The organism is Pseudomonas sp. MDT1-17, assembly GCF_054898105.1.
Genome location: NZ_JBUBVM010000001.1, coordinates 2,108,945 through 2,126,945, shown reverse-complemented (window position 1 = coordinate 2,126,945; position 18,001 = coordinate 2,108,945). Strand labels below are relative to the sequence as shown.

The following is an 18,001-nucleotide window of genomic DNA, read 5'->3' as shown; positions in this document are numbered from 1 at the left end:
ACGAACTCCAGAGAAGTTGACCCCAACCGGTAAGCAAAACGCACAAGTGTTTCGCACGGCTTCCTTTTGACTGAGTGGACATAAACGGCATGCATTCCAAAACCTCTAGGCGGACATTCGTCAAAGGCCTGGCCGCTGGCGGCATTCTCGGCGGTCTTGGCCTGTGGCGCACCCCTGTATGGGCAGTAACCAGTCCCGGTTTTCCGAACGTACTGACTGGCAATGAATTTGATCTGTTCATTGGCGAAACCCCAGTGAATATCACTGGCTCGGCGCGCACGGCGATGACGATCAACGGCTCTTTGCCGGGACCGCTGCTGCGCTGGCGTGAAGGGGAAACGGTCACGCTGCGGGTGAAGAACCGCCTGGACCAGGACACCTCCATCCATTGGCACGGGATCCTCCTGCCGGCCAATATGGACGGTGTGCCAGGCTTGAGCTTTCACGGTATCGCGCCGGATGGCATGTACGAGTACAAATTCAAAGTCCATCAGAATGGCACTTACTGGTACCACAGCCACTCGGGTTTTCAGGAACAGGCAGGTGTCTACGGGCCCATCGTGATCGACTCGAAAGAACCTGAACCTTTCCAATACAACCGCGATTACGTGGTCATGCTGACCGACTGGACCGATGAAGATCCTGGTCGGGTCATGGCCAAACTCAAGAAACAGTCGGACTACTACAACCACCACAAACGTACCGTCGGCAACTTCATCGACGACGTGAGCGACAAAGGCTGGGCCGCAACGGTGGCGGATCGGAAGATGTGGGCCGAGATGAAAATGAACCCCACCGACCTCGCAGACGTCAGTGGCGATACTTATACCTATCTCATGAATGGGCAGGCCCCTGACGGTAACTGGACCGGTATTTTCAAACCGGGTGAGAAACTGCGGCTGCGCTTCATCAACGGTTCGGGCATGAGCTATTTCGACGTCCGTATCCCAGGTTTGAAAATGACCGTGGTGGCTGCCGATGGCCAGTACGTGAACCCTATCAGTGTCGACGAATTCCGCATCGCCGTAGCAGAAACCTATGACGTGATCGTGGAGCCTGTCAGCGCAGAGGCTTACACCATTTTCGCCCAGTCCATGGATCGAACCGGATATGCCCGCGGAACCCTGGCAGTGCGCGAAGGACTGAAGGCGCCGGTCCCGGCGATCGACCCGCGTCCTCTCGTCACCATGGATGATATGGGGATGGGCGGAATGGATCACGGCAACATGGCAGGAATGGATCACAGCACCATGAAATCGGGCGATATGCCTGGCATGGATCACAGCAAGATGACCAGCATGGATCAGGGTGATATGTCCGGCATGGCCGGTATGGATCACAGCAAGATGACCAGCATGGATCAGGGTGATATGTCCGGCATGGCCGGTATGGATCACAGCAAGATGACCAGCATGGATCAGGGTGATATGTCCGGCATGGCCGGTATGGATCACAGCAAGATGGCAGGCATGGGCGCCGGAGCTATGCAGTCTCATCCGGCTTCCGAAACCAATAACCCGTTGGTTGATATGCAAGCCATGAGCACAGCGCCGAAGCTGAACGACCCAGGTATTGGCTTGCGCAACAACGGCCGTCGCGTGCTTACCTATTCAGACCTTAAGAGCACTTTCCAGGACCCGGATGGCCGCGAGCCCAATCGCACCATTGAGCTGCACCTGACCGGTCATATGGAAAAGTTCGCCTGGTCATTCAACGGCATCAAGTTCTCTGATGCTGAGCCTTTGCGCCTCAAGTATGGCGAGCGGCTGCGTATCACCCTGGTCAACGACACCATGATGACCCACCCCATCCACCTCCACGGCATGTGGAGTGACCTTGAGGATGAGGACGGCAATTTCATGGTGCGCAAGCACACGATCGACATGCCGCCAGGCACAAAGCGCAGCTATCGAGTAACAGCTGATGCACTGGGGCGCTGGGCCTATCACTGCCACCTGCTCTTTCACATGGAAATGGGCATGTTCCGTGAAGTACGGGTTGATGAGTAAAGGAGACGGGTTATGAGCACATATCTGAATCGAAAGTCGCTGATCGGTTGCTTCCTTGCCATTGGCCTGTTGGGTGGAGTGCCATTTGCACTGGCAGGAGAAAGCACTGGTGATCATTCCCATTCCACTCCTGCATCATCAACGGACAAGTCAGAGCCAACGCAAAAGTCCAAGACCAATGAATCCAAAACCGATCACGGTTCCATGGACCATGGTTCGATGGATCACAGCAAGATGAGTGATGAGTCGATGGATCAAGGGCAAATGGAAGGCATGGATCACAGCAAAATGAAGATGGATGCCGGGGCGACCAGCACGAGTCGAACTCCCATTCCCGTACTAACAGATGCTGATCGTAAAGCTGCTTTTCCGCCTGTGGCAGGCCATGGTGTTCATGACAAAAGCCTCAACACGTTCTTTCTCCTTGATCAGTTCGAGTATCAGGACGCTGATAACGGCAGTGCCCTGAGTTGGGATGCAAAAGGCTGGATGGGTGGCGACATTGATCGTTTATGGCTGCGGTCAGAGGGGGAGCGTACCAACGGTGTGACTGAAGACGCCGAACTCCAAGCGCTTTGGGGGCACTCGATCAGCCCGTGGTGGGATGTTGTTACCGGCGTGCGTCAGGATTTTAAACCAGGCTCGCCGCAGACTTGGGGCGCCTTCGGTATCCAGGGTATGGCACTTTATAACTTTGAAGCTGAAGCCACCGCTTTCATTGGCGAGAACGGCCAGACCGCAGCTCGGTTAGAGGGCGACTACGACATTCTGCTGACCAATCGCCTGATCTTGCAGCCCACAGCCGAAATGAATTTTTACGGGAAAAACGACCCTCAGCGGGGCATTGGCTCTGGTTTGGCCAATACCGAGGTGGGTTTGCGATTGCGCTACGAGATTGTCCGGGAGTTTGCCCCCTACATCGGGGTCACCTGGAGTCGCTCCTATGGCAAGACCGCCGACCTCGCTAGCGATGAAGGCGAAGATACGAACGAGGCGCGATTTGTCGCCGGTATTCGGATGTGGTTTTGAGAACCTGACATGAAAAGAACATTGAAAACATTAACTGCTGCTGGTGTGGTCGCCGCAATAGTAGGTGCCGGCGTGGTGTATTTTGGTGTGATTAATGTTGGGGCGGACGATCCACATTCCGAACCCGTTTACACACTTCTGTCTATTGCTCGGGATCGCTCGATAGCAGTGCGCTCACGCGACATTAAAGTCCCCGACCTGAGCGAAGCAGCTCTCATTCGTGAAGGTGCTGGCAACTACAACTCAATGTGCATTGGCTGCCACCTTGCGCCGGGTGTCGCAGGAACCGAGTTAAGTAATAGCCTTTACCCTGCACCACCAAATCTTTCAAAACTGGGCGTTGATGGAAACCCTGCCGCAGCTTTCTGGATCATCAAACATGGAATCAAATCCACAGGCATGCCCGCTTGGGGTAAAAGCATGGCCGATCCCTACATCTGGGGAATGGTCGCTTTTCTTAAGCAGCTTCCCACCCTGAATGCAGAGCAATACACCGCTCTAGCAGTCAGCAGTGGTGGTCATCAACACGGCGGCGGCGAGAGCAAAATGCATAACCATGAAGGTGAACACGAGGGTCAAAAGGGGGCAGCCTCTGCACATCATGATGCGGGGGCAGCCGAAGAAGTAGCCGACGCAGGCGGCCATCATGGCGAGAAAAACAGCGCCCATGCTCATGAGGACGCCGCACCACCTTCTCAGGATGAAAGTACCGATCACGCCCATCCTCAGGGTGCCGAGGCTTCACATGACGCTTCTGCAACTCCTGGCACTCAGCCAAAAATCCATGCCCATGCTGATGGGAAGGAGCATATCCATGCGAAATAACATTCATCGGTCCGGTCAGGCACTTCGCCTCGTTACATTCGCGGCTCTGTTGATCAGTTCATCTGGTCATGCAGCAGAATCGCTGACGATCGACGTCCATCGTGACGCTAACTGTGGATGCTGCAAGAAGTGGATCCAGCACCTTGAAAATAACGGCTTTACCGTCGTTGATCATGTAGAAACCAACATGAGCGCGGTCAAGCAGGACCTCGGTGTTGTTCCACGTCTCTCCTCATGCCACACCGCGATGATCGACGGAAAGTTTGTTGAGGGCCACGTACCTGCCGAGCAAATAGTCGCGTTGAGCAAGCGCGCTGACCTTGTCGGGATTGCTGTGCCGGGGATGCCGGCAGGCTCACCTGGTATGGAGGCAGGCGGAAAGCAGGACGCCTATCAGGTCATCGGCCTGACCAAAGCAGGTACTGATCAAATCATCGCTGAATACCCGAAAAACTAATCTTCAACCCTTCCTGAATACTTGCATGGTCCACTACCCATGCCCATGCAAGCGATGTGTACTTCTCAAACCCGATCCCCCCCCAGAAATGCGATGCCCAACGTGATGTAGGAGGAAGATTCAATAGACTCGAAGTCGCTTTGGTCATCTACCACCGCATAACGCTCGCCATTGGCCTCCCCCAACAAGACATGCGGTGCTCGTCCATTCAGCTTCAACTCGTGAGGCGCCAAAGTCTGAAGGGGCTGGGGTATTAAAGAGCCTTTGAAAAAACTGAGATCCAAGGTTTGCGATTGGACGCCGCTATACGAGTCTGCCGCCCATAGTTCCGCTGCGTGGGCCAATCGTTTATCGATCAGTTCCGTCTCTATTTTCGCGACGACAAAAAAGGCCGCACCGGTAAAAAACCCTACGATGATCACCGCAAGCAGTACCAGTATCAGTATCAGTGAAGGTGGGACGGACCATCTATATTGGGTCGATTACGGAAGTTTTCGAAACAGCGGCCTGAACTGCGGTTGTTCAATTGTTCTTTTTTTGCAGGCTTTTCAGGCGCAGGGTCGCGCGTTGTACAGCGGCCATCTTTTCTGGACGCTTCATCCGCTTCCATTTTCTGATGTCTTCCTTGGTGCGACCGCAGCTCAAGCATAGTTCGCTGTTCAGCTGGCAAACGGAAATACATGGGTTTTCGATGTCCTGGGCCATGGTTTAACTCCGCGTAGATCGTGTACGTGTTAAACGCTGCTGCCAGTCACCGGCATTCGACCGCTGACATTGCTCTTCACTATCGAAATGCACGATGGCCGACACCTGACTCACGTGAACATTCGCTTCGCTTAACGCCAGGGTAGTGAGTTCGAGCATCCGCTTGTCTTGCCCATTGGCAAGAACCTGATCCCAGTTGGCATCGGTGTCAAAGACCCAAACAACTATCAGACTGGAGGGAAATCGCACGTAATCCACATCGTGAGTTAACCAAGAGAAGCCCACGATCTCCGCTTTGGCAGTCTCGCAGGCCTTGGTCAGGGCGGCAATCAGACGACGCTCGATTTGCGCCTGATCTCGTTTGCTCAAAAGCATATCTCGATCCTTTTTCATCTCAGTCGACTATGCGTTCATTTCTAAGCCGGAACGGAGGCTTGAGCTGGTGAACCAGTTCCCAGCTTTGTGCGGTATTCAACAGTCAGATGCGTGACCTCATGAACCGTAGCAAGCCGTTCTCGTATGTCTTCGGCATTCACTGCTGGGCTGCCTAGGACGCTAACAATCGCGGCTCGGGCCTGAGGCCCCACCTGCCAGACATGAAGATCAATAATCGAAGCATCTCCAGGCGTTTCAACCAATTCACGAATTTCTTGGGCTACATGATCATCTGTCTGGTCGAGCAATACACCCGCAGTCACCCGCATCAACGACCAAGCCCAGCGTGCAATAACAACTGCACCCACAATCCCCATTGCAGGGTCGAGCCATACCCAACCAAGATATCGGCCAGCAAGCAGAGCAGCGATGGCCAGAACCGAGGTCAGGGCATCTGCAATGACGTGAACGTAAGCAGAGCGCAAATTATTGTCGTGACCATGCGCATGGTGAGATTGATCGTGGCCGTGGCCGTGGTCATGCCCATGGTGATGATCATGTCCGCCAGAAAGCAAAAGCGCGCTCACCACATTCACTGCTAATCCGACAACTGCAATAAGAGTCGCTGACCCGAATTGCACTTGAGTCGGTTGAAAGAGACGGAATAACGATTCTCCGCCAATTCCCAAGGCGACCAGTCCCAAAATCAGAGCAGAGGCGAAGCCACCCAAGTCTCCCACCTTGCCAGTTCCAAAACTGTAGCGAGCACTTGAGGCATGTCTTTTTGCGTAACCATAAGCAGCTGCGGCTATGCCAAGCGCTCCAGCGTGCGTTGCCATGTGCAATCCATCGGCAAGCAACGCCATAGAGCCTGTGACATAACCTGCGGTGATCTCAACGACCATCATTACGACGGTCAGAGCTACCACCCACAAGGTTCGCTTGGCGTTTTCTTCATGCGATGCCCCCAGGAACATATGGTTGTGGGAATAGTCGGTGAACGAATTACTCATCTGGGTCAATCCTATTTGGAATAGCGGCGAATGGCTTCGAGCAGCTCTTCGACGCCTTTCGCTCTTTCTTCGTTGCTGAGTGTGGGATTCGCTACATGTTCACGAGCATGATCTTCGATGATTTCATCCATCAGCCCATTGATCGCGCCACGGGTCGAAGCGACCAAAAGCAAGGTTTTCGAGCAGTCATCGTCAGAGTCGAGTGCTCGCTCAATTGCCTGGATTTGCCCAGCGATTCGCTTTACGCGCTTAAGAAGATTGTCTTTGCTCGATCTTATATGACCCATACCATACCCCCCCTACCTATATTGAAGACATGATCACACGTTCCAATTAGCCAAACAAGCCAGGGAGGGAAGCCTTCCGATCGGCAGCGTTGCTGCATTTGAATCTGCAATCGAAACATTGAGCACATCGTTTCGCAGGGCAAAACCAATAAAAACCGATGTGCAGACCCGCACTTCAATCATTCGATAGATGGTGTAGGGCCTATTTCTTGAGCTGCCATGGTCAATGGTTTAGGATCGAACCATATCCTCCCAGGGGGGATGTCAACGCATCCACAAAGACGAAGTTGTTAACTCGCTTCCTTCCGATAAAAGTTCGGCAACCGCCTAGTCACGCACTTCGCCACCTGAGATCTTCCATGCTGAAAATCCTAGCCAACCGAACCTACCGGCACCTCTTCCTGGCCCAAGTAATTGCCCTCGTAGGAACGGGTCTTGCCACTGTCGCGCTAGGCCTACTGGCATTCGATCTTGCAGGTGCCCAAGCGGGTGCCGTCCTCGGTACAGCGTTGGCGATTAAGATGACGGCCTACATCGGCGTTGCACCCATTGCAGCGGCTTTTGCAGAACGCCTACCTCGTCGAGCAATGCTGGTCTCACTGGATTTGATGCGGGCCCTGGTCGCGCTTGCACTGCCGTTCGTAACGGAGGTCTGGCAAATCTATGTGCTGATTTTCGTCCTTCAGTCGGCCTCAGCAGCGTTCACCCCGACGTTCCAGGCAACTATTCCAGACATACTGCCGGATGAAGACGACTACACCCGTGCCCTGTCACTGTCGCGTCTGGCCTACGATCTTGAAAGTGTCGCCAGTTCGATGCTCGCCGCCGCGTTGCTGACCGTGATCAGCTTCCATAACCTATTCGTCGGCACTGTCATCGGCTTCCTCGCCTCAGCGGCCCTGGTTGCCACGGTGTTGTTACCGAAGGCGAAGCCAACACCCAGACGCAGTATTTACGAGCGAACCACCCGAGGCATGCGCATCTTCCTAGCCACGCCCCGGCTTCGAGGGTTGCTCGCTCTTAACCTGACGGTAGCTGCCGCCAGCGCCATGGTCATCGTCAATACGGTGGTGCTGGTGCAATCGCGCTTCGCCCTGCCTCAAAGTTCTACAGCATTGGCGCTGGCTGCGTTTGGTGGCGGCTCGATGGTCGCGGCCTTGGTCTTGCCTCGGCTGTTAAAAAACATCAAAGACCGAACGGCCATGCTGTTTGGCGGAGGAATATTGGTCGCGGGTTTAGCGGTTGGTATCAACCTGACCACCTATAACTTCCTGTTGCCGCTGTGGGTGGTGCTCGGGGTGGGCTACTCCCTGGCCCAGACTCCGAGCGGTCGACTGTTGCGTCGCTCGGCACATGCCGAAGATCGCCCGGCGTTGTTTGCCGCCCAATTTGCTCTATCCCATGCCTGCTGGTTGATTACCTACCCATTGGCAGGATGGCTGGGTGCCAATATCAGCCTCACTGCGTCGTTTGTAGGGCTCGCTGTCGTGGCCGGTAGTGCGCTAGTGGTCAGCATCGTAATCTGGCGTCCAGCTCATGACCAAGAGTCGATCAAGCATACCCATAAGTGTCTGCCGGGCGATCACACGCACCTCGATGGCCAGGACGGTGTGGATCACGAACACCCATACGTGATCGATGATCAGCATCGCCGATGGCCCAACCAGTGATCGTGAGTTTCTAATATTTACTAGGGCTAGTTGGCGGGCATTCAGACCAGGAATCGAAGGGCTTGCAGAACGGCAAGGTGCCCCGGATAGAACCAGTAGCCCCATTGCCCGACCGGCCAGACCTTGAAGGAGAAGGTCTGACGCAAAAGCCAGAGTCCGATTAGGGGCGCCGCGAACGCAGTGCTCAAAGCCAGCAAGGAATAAATTTCTAAGTCCATCGCCCTGATAACGATGCTGCTGCGGGTATTGCTTAACAAGCATAGAGCCGCTGGCAGCAACCAAAGAACACCGGGCTTCTTAATCGCTAACAAGACCGCCGCTGGAACAAGTGCTCCGTAGAAGCCATACATCAGTGGATCATCCAGCACATAAGCAATTGTGGTGGCAATTAACGCCATAGCGCCGCTCAACAAGGTGCGATGCTGCCAACCCCAGGCAATCACCAGCCCCAACACCAGCGTAACCACTACGTTGAACGATCCCGAGGTGCTGATGTAGCGATACGGCACTTCTGAAATAACGGCGAACAACAGCATCGAGAGAAGGTAACGACCATTAGCAGGCGTCAGCAGTTCGCCCGATTTAGAACGCGCCACGTTGGCCGCGATAGCGACACAGAACAACGGAAAAGAGAGCCGCCCCGGAATGAACAGAGTGCTCATCTCCGGCCACACTAACCGAAGGTGGTCGATGACCATGGTCAGCATCGCCACCCACTTGATCAGATCCAGGCTGCTGCTTCGGCTCTTGAGCAAGGCATGCTGGGTCGTATGAACAGTTGTCATGCCCACCCCAGTGTGACGGCGGCCAGCACGAGATAACGCACGCCCTTGGCCAGGGAGACTATCAGCAGGAAGCTCCAAAGTGGCTCGCGCATGACTCCGGCGACGACTGTCAGCGGATCGCCAATGATCGGCACCCAGCTCAGCAGCAACGACCAGCGCCCGTAGCGCAGGTAGGAATTGCGGGCCTTTTCAAGCTTGCTCTCGCTCACCGAGAACCAACGCTTATGGCGCAATCGCTCAATGGAGCGACCGATAATCCAGTTCAGTGCAGAGCCAAGAACGTTGCCGAGGGTGGCGACCGCCAAGAGCGTTGAAGCGACGTACTGATCGGAAAGCAACATTCCAACCAGTACCACTTCAGACTGCATCGGCAGCAGCGTGGCGGCACCGAATGCCGCCAGAAACAGACCGACGTAGCTGGTGAGTTCAAACACTCATCTTCACCTTTTGCGTTCAAACCAATCCAGCCGTGCATGGGCAGGTCAGACCTAGAGGTACTTGGTGATTTGCTTGAAGGCTTCCAGTGGTGCGCGCTCGCCATTGTTCAACGCCGAGACGGTATCCTCCAGGCAGTGATCAATGTGATCCTGAATAAGCGTGCGCTTGGCTTGGCACACCGCTTTTTCAACAGCATGCAGCTGCTGGGCGATGTCCACGCACTGACGACCCTCTTCGATCATGGTGATGATGCCGCGTAAATGGCCGTCCGCCCGTTTGAGGCGTTTAATGATCGCCTCGTGACTTTGGTGGGTGTGGGGGTGGCTGTGTTCGTGCTCACTCATGACTTGAGCCTCAGGCCTCAATGAATTACGCTGGCATCCTATCCCCCCTAGGAGGATGGGTCAAACGCATCAAAGCCCTACAAAACGAGTTGAAACCCGAACGCTATGTTCAGCAGAACACTGACAACGACGGTGGTAATCGCGCTTGCTCTCGCCATGTTTGTGGCCTGGGCCGGGCATACCTATACGTTGTCAGTGATGTCGAAACAGCCGGCCTGGGAGATTGCGCAAGACGCTCATCACTCTCATGAAGAGCAAGCCGAGATGTCGTGTGCGAGCTGTTCGGATCACTATCACTCCCCTTTGACCCCTGACCACCAGCACGAAACGCCACAGCTCAGTTCTGTGTTGACTTTGTCTGCGCAGCCGAAGCTGTCCATGCGACTCGAAGCCCCGTCCTATTCCGTTCCTCGTCCGCCGATTTTCTTGATCGAGCGTCCACCCCGTCCTTCGTTCGCATCCTGACCATGGCCGCACTGCGGCCTTTGATCCCCGCAACGTAGGATTGATCTATGCATTCGCACTCGATGAGCGGCGTTGACGCAATTACTGCGCCTTCGCGTCGCCTGCTACTGCTGTTGTTTTTATTTGTCGCGGCACTTTTCCTCGCAATGCCCGAGGCGATGGCTCATGCCGTCGCGGAAGGTGACAAGGGGTTCATCCAAGAAAGCTCCGGCGTCATGTTGTTGCCCTTCATCTACATGGGCGCCAAGCACATGATGACGGGCTACGACCACCTGCTGTTTCTGTTCGGAGTGATCTTCTTTCTCTACCGCCTGAAAGACGTGGGGCTCTACGTAACGCTATTCGCTGTAGGCCACTCTGTCACGCTGCTGCTGGGCGTGCTGACCGAGATCAGCATCAGCTCCTACATCATCGACGCCATCATTGGTTTCTCGGTGGTGTACAAGGCGCTCGACAACCTAGGCGCGTTCCAACGCTGGTTCGGTTTCCAACCTAATACCAAGGTGGCCACGCTGATCTTCGGCCTGCTCCATGGGTTCGGTCTGGCTACCAAGATCCAGGAGTACGAAATCTCGCCTGACGGCCTGATTCCGAACCTCATCGCCTTCAACGTCGGTGTGGAGATCGGCCAATTGCTGGCCCTCAGCGCGATTCTCATTCTGATGGGATATTGGCGGCGCACCGGCAGTTTCTGGCGCCACGCCTATACCGTCAACGTCGCCATGATGAGTGCCGGTTTCCTCCTGATGGGTTACCAGATCACCGGACTGTTTGTCTCCGCGTAAGGAATTCTGACCATGTTCAATACTCCGCTTCCAACTGTTAATGAATTGCCTAGCACTCGCAAACTGGTGCGTTCGACTGTCATTGCACTGCTGACTGCGGTCGGCCTGCTGGTGATAGTGGTCATGCCTTCGGAATATGCCGTTGATCCTACGGGTGTGGGCCGCGCACTGGGTCTGACCCAGATGGGCGAACTGAAGATCATCCTTGCCCAAGAGGCGTTGGCGGATGCCGCGCCACCGCAACCAGCAGCTCCAGCTCCAGCTCCAGCTCCAGCTCCGCAGGTTGCGCAAGTCCAACCTATTGCGAAACCTGCTGATCAGCCGGTGGCGACACCTGAACCTGCTTTAAAGACGGATCAAATGACTGTCACGCTCAAGCCAGGTGAAGGGACAGAAATCAAACTCGAAATGTTGAAGAACAAAACCGTCAGCTATGAATGGACAGCGGCTGGTGGGCCTGTGAACTACGACACCCATGGCGAGCCCTACAACGGTGAAAAGGGTTACTTCCACAGCTACAACAAGGGCAAGCAGGTCAAAAATGACAAAGGCGAATTCACCGCTATTTTTGACGGCACCCACGGTTGGTTTTGGCGTAATCGCAGCAACAACGACGTGACCATCTCACTGAAAACCACCGGCGATTACTTGAGCGTCAAACAGTAATCCGAAGCGGCGACGGCTGTTCATTGCCGAAAACGCGGTGCTCATCCTGACCACAGATCATTTATTTCATCCATTTCTTGAAGAGTCTTCCCATGAAAACCCCAACCACTCTGATTCGTTCGATGCTCCTGATCTGCTTCCTAAGCCTGATGACGGCATGCGGCGGCGGTGAGAAAGGCGCAACCTCCGAGAGCGCTGAGCACGGCCATTCGCACGAGTAAGATCCTGAAAAAACGAGGCCGTGATTAAGGCCTCGTTTATTTCTGCATGACGAAAAGTTCTAGCCTCATATCTCGCAAACAAATGACGGCTATGGGTCGACTACAGCCCTTCGCCAGAGACAGCAATCGGCCGAGGTTGTGTAAAAACGTTTTTCAGCGCGATTGGAGCCCAGTGTTGGACTGAAAACCCTCTAATCCACTTTCCTCAGCGTAAAGCGTAAGCTCCATTAGGACGGCTTCAAGAGCGAGTTGGTTCTGATACATCTTCTCCAATACGCTATGCAGGGAATACTCATCACTCATGTCATTGGATCCATCCAAAAACCTGAACCGTATCAGGTACTCGCAAGCGCACCTGAGCGCGTGTCCGGGAGCTGAAAATGACCAAAATCAAAACGACATTAAAGACATAATGCACGCCTAAAGCGCCACATCATTATATTTTGTTAACCATACTTAAACTCTTAATAAATTCCGCCGGTATTCAGTTCCGTCTTAATAAAAGCAAATTTCACTCTTAGCAAAGCAAATCCATCCACGATTTCGTTGAAAAACAAGGAATATCCTTTCGAATGTCATTGTAAATGACAACCATCGTCAAATTAACATAGCTGTCGAAAATCATATTGTCATACCGCGACAAAATTGCGTGAATGCACACTCTTGCCTGGCACTTGACCACGCCCTACATCAAACTATCTTTACTCCTTCTACCAGGAGTTCCCCATGACCCATATTCCGCAATTCCCTGTAAGCAAACGAGACTTGGAAAAGAAGCTTATTTCTCAGTCAGCTAGGAGACTTGTAAAAGCTACAGGCACCGAAATGAAACTTTCAAAGGGCCGCGAAACGATTGCAGAAATCTTGGGCCATGCTAATTGCTATGCTTTGAAACAAGCGGTACAAGAAAATAACCAACCTGGAATTCTGAAAGGAGAGGAAAGAGCAGTGATCCATCTAAAGCTGATGGACAATATCCATAGGTGTCTCAACGTCCCTCTCGCAACTGCCTTGGAATTGGTGAGCCAGTTAGGTTTCCATCATTATTCAGCGATGAAATCACAAGATCCTCACTTGGGAGAGCCAGTGCTATCCGGCGTTCAAGCTGAATTGAACGATCATGCCCAGGTATCAGAACAAGAGCCCCCAACCTTTTCTCATCCTGAAAACTTAAAAATTTCGGTAACGTTCAAGCGCCGTAATAAACTTTTTCGGACTTCCGATGGATAGCCGAGGACCGACACCTCCGCGCGGGCGTCACCTGAGGTCGATTTCATCGACTACCTCAACAAGCGCTAACTCAGATGTACGAACCACTCTTTAATCAAAGATCATCAAGCTAGACAGGAGATATAGATGAAAAAAAGCATAACACTCCGCCCCCTTCGCTTACAGCAAGCACAGGAAGCGCACGTAATATTCATTCGAGTGCAACTTTCACTGGGTCACCGTGCTATCAGGTATACGGAGCGTTATATTAACTTTCTTGATTACGTTGTCAATAAAGAATCGACCGATTCTGATTCGATGGAGAAATGTGTCGACGCTCCGGACACTCTACATTAGCCCTGATCACAAAGTGAACTCAGCAATCAACCCGCGGGCTGAGGGATGCAGTTCGCGTGACGAACAATCAATGTCGGTTCTTGGCAGCGCCCATATCACTATTTAACAGTGGTCGAGTTCCGGCTTGCCCGGGCCTTACCATCACTCCATAACGCGTAAAGAGCCGAGCATGGTGACGCGCCACTTTAACAAGATTAGCCGAAGGATGAATGCCGGATTACGGCATCGATCCAGTTCGGCATAATATGCCGCCAGTTGACTGTGAATGTCGACGTGCTGCTGTCACTGCCGCCTTCACATCGGATCAATAACCCGACGACTAGGGTTAAGCTAGCCGACCACGATGATTTGGAAGAATTGCCATCACATGCTGTTGCACGGAGGAAAACAGCCCCACGTATTCACATACTCCCAGATGAGACGTCGCTCCAGATACTTAATGTAGGCCGTCGTGTACGGTTCTCCCAATGCCACCGGGCAAGCTGAAACCCAAAGATGCTCGGGTGTTGCGTCAGGCATGTTTCGTTTGAAAGTATGTCCGCCTGAGTGACCTGGCTTTCCGTTGAAGGCGGAGGTATTGAACTCCCAGAGCCGCCGGCCCAAGGTACGCTGCGACGTCTCCCCTATGTATATGATTGCTTCGTGATGTGCTCGGTAGCTTTCTGGCTCTTCGTCGCTACAGGCAATGAAATACACTCCTGGCGCGTCCTTCCCCGGTACCTCCCCACGTTTCTCCCAAGGGAGCCACTTGCAAAAGCCCACTTCACCATACATGTAGAAATCCTGTGCTCGAAAAAAATAATGGTCGCAGCGAGCTAGCCGAGATTGCTCGCCCTTTGAGTCTATAGACACCCGGTCCAACTCGATGCGGTTTTTTGCCGTCGGCGATTATCCGTCATGACTGTAAAATTTGCTCAGGATGTATAAAAAAATCTGACCATCAGGCTTTCAACCTTAGCGCTTCAACTTGATCGATTCTTGAATTACATGTGCATCGTGAATATTACTCGCAATCAAGATGAGTTCTTTCAACGAAAGCGTTGTAACCATCTCAGCATCACAATCCGGAAATATTGCATCTTGATTGAGATTGAAAACGGCCACTCTCGCTCGTTCGGCCACAACAGCCATGAAATTTAAAGCGTCATGTATGCACTCAGCACGAAAACAAAAACTATTCACCGATATTCTCCTTTTTATAATTCTTAGTTCAGTTTCTTGTTTAAAACGTAGGCCGCCTCGGCAACGCAATTAATTTTATTAACCGCTCCGCTGGCACGTGAGTGCTTGGCTTGAGAAAGTCCTGCAGACTGTCGGGAATCAACATGTCCATCGAATTCGTAAAAAATGGACTACAGTCAAAAACCGCTAAGTCATTGATTAGTCTCAAGTCCGTTGTCCATTTTTTGGTTTTAGCTCACGGATACAAAATTTCGACAAGACCATCGTTTCGATTCCGACCTAGCGCCTGATGTCCGAGTCGTTCAAGAACTGGCGCGGCATGCAGCAGTCCGGTGGACGACGGATCAAGCGCAGCCTGTTCATCGACGCCAGCGGCGTGCGGTTCATACGCGATGACGAAGAGCAGAGACTGTCCCAGGTTCATCTGCTGACCGATTACATCAGCCGCAAACAGGCTGAACTCAAGGCCTGGAACGAAGCCCAGGGCAATGTGGCGGCGATGTCGGCCAACCGTCGGCGGATGACTAATATCGGGACTTTTCGCGCCTATGCCCTGGCGTATTTGAAGAGCCACCCGGAAATCCAGCCGAACATGACCTGCATGGTTCGGCAGATGCAGGCCACCGCCCAGGGTATTCCGCTGGAAATCTACTGCTTCACTCGCACCACCGCGTGGGCCGATTACGAGCGGATCCAGGGGGATATTTTTGATTACCTGCTGGCGGTGTTGCCGGAGTTTGGCTTGAGCCTGTATCAGCAGCCGAGTGGCGGTGACCTGAGGGCCGGGTTGCTCCCGGCCATGTTAGGCGCGAGCCATATCCCCCAGCCCGAAAAACACATCATGTAGGAGCTGGCGCAGCCTGCGATCTTTTGATCTTCAAAATCAAAAGATCGCAGCCTTCGACAGCTCCTACGCCGGTTGAGCGGCTCGTCTGATACCCAACCGACTGATCCACACCGCCATCAGAATCACCGCCCCCCCCAGGAACAACCGCCCCAGTTCTTCATGCTGATTCCAGAACAGCAGATTGATCAGCAATCCCACGGGCACATGCAGGTTGTTCATCACCGCGAGCGTCCCGCCATTCACCAGGCAAGCGCCCTTGTTCCACCAGTACAACCCGAGCGCAGTCGATACCAGGCCGAGGAACACCAGTACGCCCCATTGCAGCGGTGCTTCGGGCAGGAAGTTCTGTTTGCCGAACAGCAGAAACGCTGGCAACGCCACCGCCAATGCGCCGAGATAGAAATAACCGAAGCGCCGGTAATGCGGCAGATCGCTCGGATGACGGGCGACCAGATGCTTGTAGAGCACCTGTCCGGCGGCGTAGGTGAAGTTGGCCAGTTGCAGCAGCAGGAACCCCATGAAGAAATCCGGGTTGATCCGGTCGTAGCGAATCACCGCCGCGCCCATCACCGCCACCAATGCTGCGACCAATGCCCATGGATTGAAGCGCCGGTTCAGCGCGTCTTCGATCAAGGTCACGTGCAGCGGCGTGAGGATGGTGAACAGCAACACCTCCGGCACTGTCAGCACCCGAAAGCTCAGGTACAGGCAGACGTACGTCACGCCGAACTGCAACGCGCCGATCAGCAGCATGCTGCGCATGAACGCTGGTTCAACCGAACGCCAGCGAGTCAACGTAATGAACACCAGCCCCGCCAGCAACACTCGCACCAGCACCGCAAAGTAACTGTCGACATGACCGGCCAGGTATTCGCCGATCAGACTGAAGGAAAATGCCTGAATCAGCGTGACAAAAAGTAGATAACCCATGCTCGCCTCATTTTTAATGGCGGCGACGATAGCGGTTTTTGCCGGCCTTCGCTAAATCCCAGGCAAAAAAAAGCCCGATCTCGCTAAAGCGTTCAATCGGGCTACAGCACTCAGGAGCAACAAGTGCAAAGGGAGGTTCGATGCGCGTAGAGCCTTGAGGGGTTGCGCCAGGTCACTTGAACATCAAGGGATTACCTGGCGATTAAAGCCTCAGGCGACCTGGGCGAGCTTGGCGTTGGCCTGGTTCAGACCCTTCTCCTGAAAGTCGCCACCCAGGTTCATGCCTTCGGCGTGAATAAAGATCACGTCGTGGATCCCGATGAAGCCCATGACCTGACGCAGGTACGGTTCCTGGTGATCCGCGGTGCTGCCGGCGTAGATCCCGCCGCGAGCGGTCAGCACGTAGGCACGCTTGCCGCTGAGCAGGCCTTGTGGGCCGGTGTCGGTGTACTTGAAGGTCACGCCGGCACGCAGCACATGGTCGAGCCAGGCTTTCAACGTGCTTGGGATCGCGAAGTTGTACATCGGCGCAGCCATGACCAGCACGTCGGCGGCCAGCAGTTCGTCGGTCAGTTGGTTGGAGCGTTCAAGGGAAGCCTGTTCGATATCATTGCGCTGTTCGGCAGGTTTCATCCAGCCGCCCAGCAGGTTGATGTCCAGATGCGGCACCGGGTTGACGGCCAGGTCACGCACCGTGATCTGGTCGGCCGGGTGAGCCGATTGCCACTGACTGATGAAGGTCTGGGTCAATTGACGAGAAACCGAGTCTTGCTGACGGGCGCTGCTTTCGATGATCAGAACGCGTGACATGGTAGGTAGGCTCCATCTGAGAATGCTGTAAGGCGATGGAGTGAAGGTTAAACAGAGTCATATCGATGAAAAAGCGCAAATAACTGCTATAACCCATCAATAAATTCGTTTATAAGCGGAGCGTGACCTGTGGGAGCGAGCCTGCTCGCGAAGGCGTCGTGTCAGGCGCTATCACTGTTGGCTGATACACCGCTTTCGCGAGCAGGCTCGCTCCCACAGTTGACGTCATTTTGGGGTGCAACTCAGGTTGATACGCATCTTGATGATGGTTCGGGTGAATTTGGCGGTGGCATTGGTGTGTTTGCCGGCTGGCACTTCGATTTTGCGGGTGCGCGGTGCTTCCGGGCCATTGTTGAAAACCACCTTACAGATTGCATCGGTGGTGCCGTAGTTGTTCACCTGAATGGAGGCGATGTCGCTATCCGTGTCATACGCGTTGTAATCGATGCTCAAGCCGTTCAGCTGTTTTTCAACGTCGATCGGATAAGCAAACGCCGTCAGCGGCAACATCGCCAGCAGTACACAACCCGATACCACACAACAAAGCTTTTTCATTCAGCAGTCTCCAATAAGGACTGCCAGCTTAGGACAA

The 18,001-nt window shown here is 53.8% G+C and carries 21 protein-coding genes and 1 pseudogene; 10 read left to right on the top strand and 12 right to left on the bottom strand.

Annotation, left to right across the window (positions count from 1 at the left end; translation table 11 throughout):
- Nucleotides 1-89: 89 nt before the first annotated feature.
- The 4 genes from ACYZTX_RS09805 to ACYZTX_RS09790 are packed head-to-tail and all read left to right on the top strand — an operon-like array spanning nucleotide 90 to nucleotide 4,320.
- A complete protein-coding gene (locus tag ACYZTX_RS09805) occupies nucleotides 90-2,009 on the top strand; it encodes a copper resistance system multicopper oxidase (protein ID WP_462033896.1) in 1,920 nt (639 codons plus the stop codon).
- A 12-nt stretch (nucleotides 2,010-2,021) separates the two neighbouring features.
- The gene (locus ACYZTX_RS09800; protein WP_462033895.1) at nucleotides 2,022-3,038 is read left to right on the top strand and encodes a copper resistance protein B; all 1,017 of its coding nucleotides are present in this window, start codon (nucleotides 2,022-2,024) and stop codon (nucleotides 3,036-3,038) included.
- A gap of 9 nt (nucleotides 3,039-3,047) precedes the next feature.
- A complete protein-coding gene (locus ACYZTX_RS09795; RefSeq protein ID WP_462033894.1) occupies nucleotides 3,048-3,863 on the top strand; it encodes a c-type cytochrome in 816 nt (271 codons plus the stop codon).
- Nucleotides 3,853-4,320 carry a DUF411 domain-containing protein gene (locus tag ACYZTX_RS09790; protein WP_462033893.1) on the top strand — a complete coding sequence of 156 codons (468 nt, stop codon included), beginning with the start codon at nucleotides 3,853-3,855 and terminating at the stop codon, nucleotides 4,318-4,320. The genes ACYZTX_RS09795 and ACYZTX_RS09790 overlap by 11 nt, the downstream gene beginning before the upstream one ends.
- Nucleotides 4,321-4,385: 65 nt before the next feature.
- On the opposite strand, the gene ACYZTX_RS09785 is transcribed toward ACYZTX_RS09790, so the two are convergent.
- The 5 genes from ACYZTX_RS09785 to ACYZTX_RS09765 all read right to left on the bottom strand — a co-directional run bounded on the left by ACYZTX_RS09785 (nucleotide 4,386) and on the right by ACYZTX_RS09765 (nucleotide 6,700).
- Nucleotides 4,386-4,742 (bottom strand): hypothetical protein, encoded by a 357-nt coding sequence (locus tag ACYZTX_RS09785; protein WP_462033892.1) that lies wholly within the window; start codon nucleotides 4,740-4,742, stop codon nucleotides 4,386-4,388.
- A 100-nt stretch (nucleotides 4,743-4,842) separates the two neighbouring features.
- Nucleotides 4,843-5,025: a DUF1289 domain-containing protein gene (locus ACYZTX_RS09780; RefSeq protein ID WP_461970332.1), complete on the bottom strand. Its 183-nt coding sequence runs from the start codon at nucleotides 5,023-5,025 to the stop codon at nucleotides 4,843-4,845.
- A 3-nt stretch (nucleotides 5,026-5,028) separates the two neighbouring features.
- The gene (locus ACYZTX_RS09775; RefSeq protein ID WP_462033891.1) at nucleotides 5,029-5,400 is read right to left on the bottom strand and encodes a hypothetical protein; all 372 of its coding nucleotides are present in this window, start codon (nucleotides 5,398-5,400) and stop codon (nucleotides 5,029-5,031) included.
- 41 nt (nucleotides 5,401-5,441) lie between these two features.
- Nucleotides 5,442-6,413: a CDF family Co(II)/Ni(II) efflux transporter DmeF gene (dmeF, locus tag ACYZTX_RS09770; RefSeq protein ID WP_462033890.1), complete on the bottom strand. Its 972-nt coding sequence runs from the start codon at nucleotides 6,411-6,413 to the stop codon at nucleotides 5,442-5,444.
- 11 nt (nucleotides 6,414-6,424) lie between these two features.
- On the bottom strand, nucleotides 6,425-6,700 hold the full coding sequence (locus tag ACYZTX_RS09765) for a metal/formaldehyde-sensitive transcriptional repressor (protein ID WP_462033889.1): 276 nt from the start codon (nucleotides 6,698-6,700) through the stop codon (nucleotides 6,425-6,427).
- Nucleotides 6,701-7,059: 359 nt separating this feature from the next.
- Here ACYZTX_RS09765 and ACYZTX_RS09760 point away from each other — a divergent pair, with 359 nt between their 5' ends.
- Nucleotides 7,060-8,370, top strand: a complete 1,311-nt coding sequence (locus tag ACYZTX_RS09760; RefSeq protein ID WP_462033888.1) for an MFS transporter — start codon at nucleotides 7,060-7,062, stop codon at nucleotides 8,368-8,370.
- A 41-nt stretch (nucleotides 8,371-8,411) separates the two neighbouring features.
- Here ACYZTX_RS09760 and ACYZTX_RS09755 read toward each other — a convergent pair whose 3' ends face one another.
- The 3 genes from ACYZTX_RS09755 to ACYZTX_RS09745 are packed head-to-tail and all read right to left on the bottom strand — an operon-like array spanning nucleotide 8,412 to nucleotide 9,937.
- Nucleotides 8,412-9,155 (bottom strand): TraX family protein, encoded by a 744-nt coding sequence (locus ACYZTX_RS09755; protein WP_462033887.1) that lies wholly within the window; start codon nucleotides 9,153-9,155, stop codon nucleotides 8,412-8,414.
- Nucleotides 9,152-9,589 (bottom strand): YqaA family protein, encoded by a 438-nt coding sequence (locus ACYZTX_RS09750; protein WP_462033886.1) that lies wholly within the window; start codon nucleotides 9,587-9,589, stop codon nucleotides 9,152-9,154. Before ACYZTX_RS09750 ends, ACYZTX_RS09755 begins: the two co-directional genes overlap by 4 nt.
- 54 nt (nucleotides 9,590-9,643) lie before the next feature.
- A complete protein-coding gene (locus tag ACYZTX_RS09745; protein WP_038983794.1) occupies nucleotides 9,644-9,937 on the bottom strand; it encodes a metal-sensing transcriptional repressor in 294 nt (97 codons plus the stop codon).
- A gap of 512 nt (nucleotides 9,938-10,449) precedes the next feature.
- On the opposite strand from ACYZTX_RS09745, the gene ACYZTX_RS09740 reads away from it, so the two are divergent.
- From ACYZTX_RS09740 to ACYZTX_RS09725, 4 genes are all read left to right on the top strand, one after another.
- Nucleotides 10,450-11,187 carry a HupE/UreJ family protein gene (locus ACYZTX_RS09740; protein WP_462033885.1) on the top strand — a complete coding sequence of 246 codons (738 nt, stop codon included), beginning with the start codon at nucleotides 10,450-10,452 and terminating at the stop codon, nucleotides 11,185-11,187.
- 12 nt (nucleotides 11,188-11,199) lie between these two features.
- A complete protein-coding gene (locus tag ACYZTX_RS09735; RefSeq protein ID WP_462033884.1) occupies nucleotides 11,200-11,853 on the top strand; it encodes a transmembrane anchor protein in 654 nt (217 codons plus the stop codon).
- Nucleotides 11,854-11,945: 92 nt separating this feature from the next.
- Complete coding sequence (locus tag ACYZTX_RS09730) at nucleotides 11,946-12,074, top strand: hypothetical protein (RefSeq protein WP_462033883.1); 129 nt, start codon at nucleotides 11,946-11,948, stop codon at nucleotides 12,072-12,074.
- Nucleotides 12,075-12,800: 726 nt separating this feature from the next.
- The gene (locus tag ACYZTX_RS09725) at nucleotides 12,801-13,304 is read left to right on the top strand and encodes a hypothetical protein (RefSeq protein WP_462033882.1); all 504 of its coding nucleotides are present in this window, start codon (nucleotides 12,801-12,803) and stop codon (nucleotides 13,302-13,304) included.
- 1,290 nt (nucleotides 13,305-14,594) lie between these two features.
- Here ACYZTX_RS09725 and ACYZTX_RS09720 read toward each other — a convergent pair.
- Nucleotides 14,595-14,822 (bottom strand): hypothetical protein, encoded by a 228-nt coding sequence (locus ACYZTX_RS09720; RefSeq protein WP_462033881.1) that lies wholly within the window; start codon nucleotides 14,820-14,822, stop codon nucleotides 14,595-14,597.
- Nucleotides 14,823-15,063: 241 nt separating this feature from the next.
- Between ACYZTX_RS09720 and ACYZTX_RS09715 the strand changes: the two are divergent.
- Nucleotides 15,064-15,669, top strand: a pseudogene (locus tag ACYZTX_RS09715) (mechanosensitive ion channel family protein); the annotation flags it as partial.
- Between the two features lie 63 nt (nucleotides 15,670-15,732).
- On the opposite strand, the gene ACYZTX_RS09710 reads toward ACYZTX_RS09715, so the two are convergent.
- The 3 genes from ACYZTX_RS09710 to ACYZTX_RS09700 all read right to left on the bottom strand — a co-directional run bounded on the left by ACYZTX_RS09710 (nucleotide 15,733) and on the right by ACYZTX_RS09700 (nucleotide 17,964).
- The gene (locus ACYZTX_RS09710; RefSeq protein WP_462033880.1) at nucleotides 15,733-16,599 is read right to left on the bottom strand and encodes a carboxylate/amino acid/amine transporter; all 867 of its coding nucleotides are present in this window, start codon (nucleotides 16,597-16,599) and stop codon (nucleotides 15,733-15,735) included.
- 210 nt (nucleotides 16,600-16,809) lie between these two features.
- Nucleotides 16,810-17,409 (bottom strand): FMN-dependent NADH-azoreductase, encoded by a 600-nt coding sequence (locus ACYZTX_RS09705; protein ID WP_462033879.1) that lies wholly within the window; start codon nucleotides 17,407-17,409, stop codon nucleotides 16,810-16,812.
- Between the two features lie 225 nt (nucleotides 17,410-17,634).
- Nucleotides 17,635-17,964 (bottom strand): 3-phosphoglycerate kinase, encoded by a 330-nt coding sequence (locus ACYZTX_RS09700; protein WP_462033878.1) that lies wholly within the window; start codon nucleotides 17,962-17,964, stop codon nucleotides 17,635-17,637.
- Nucleotides 17,965-18,001 lie beyond the last annotated feature (37 nt).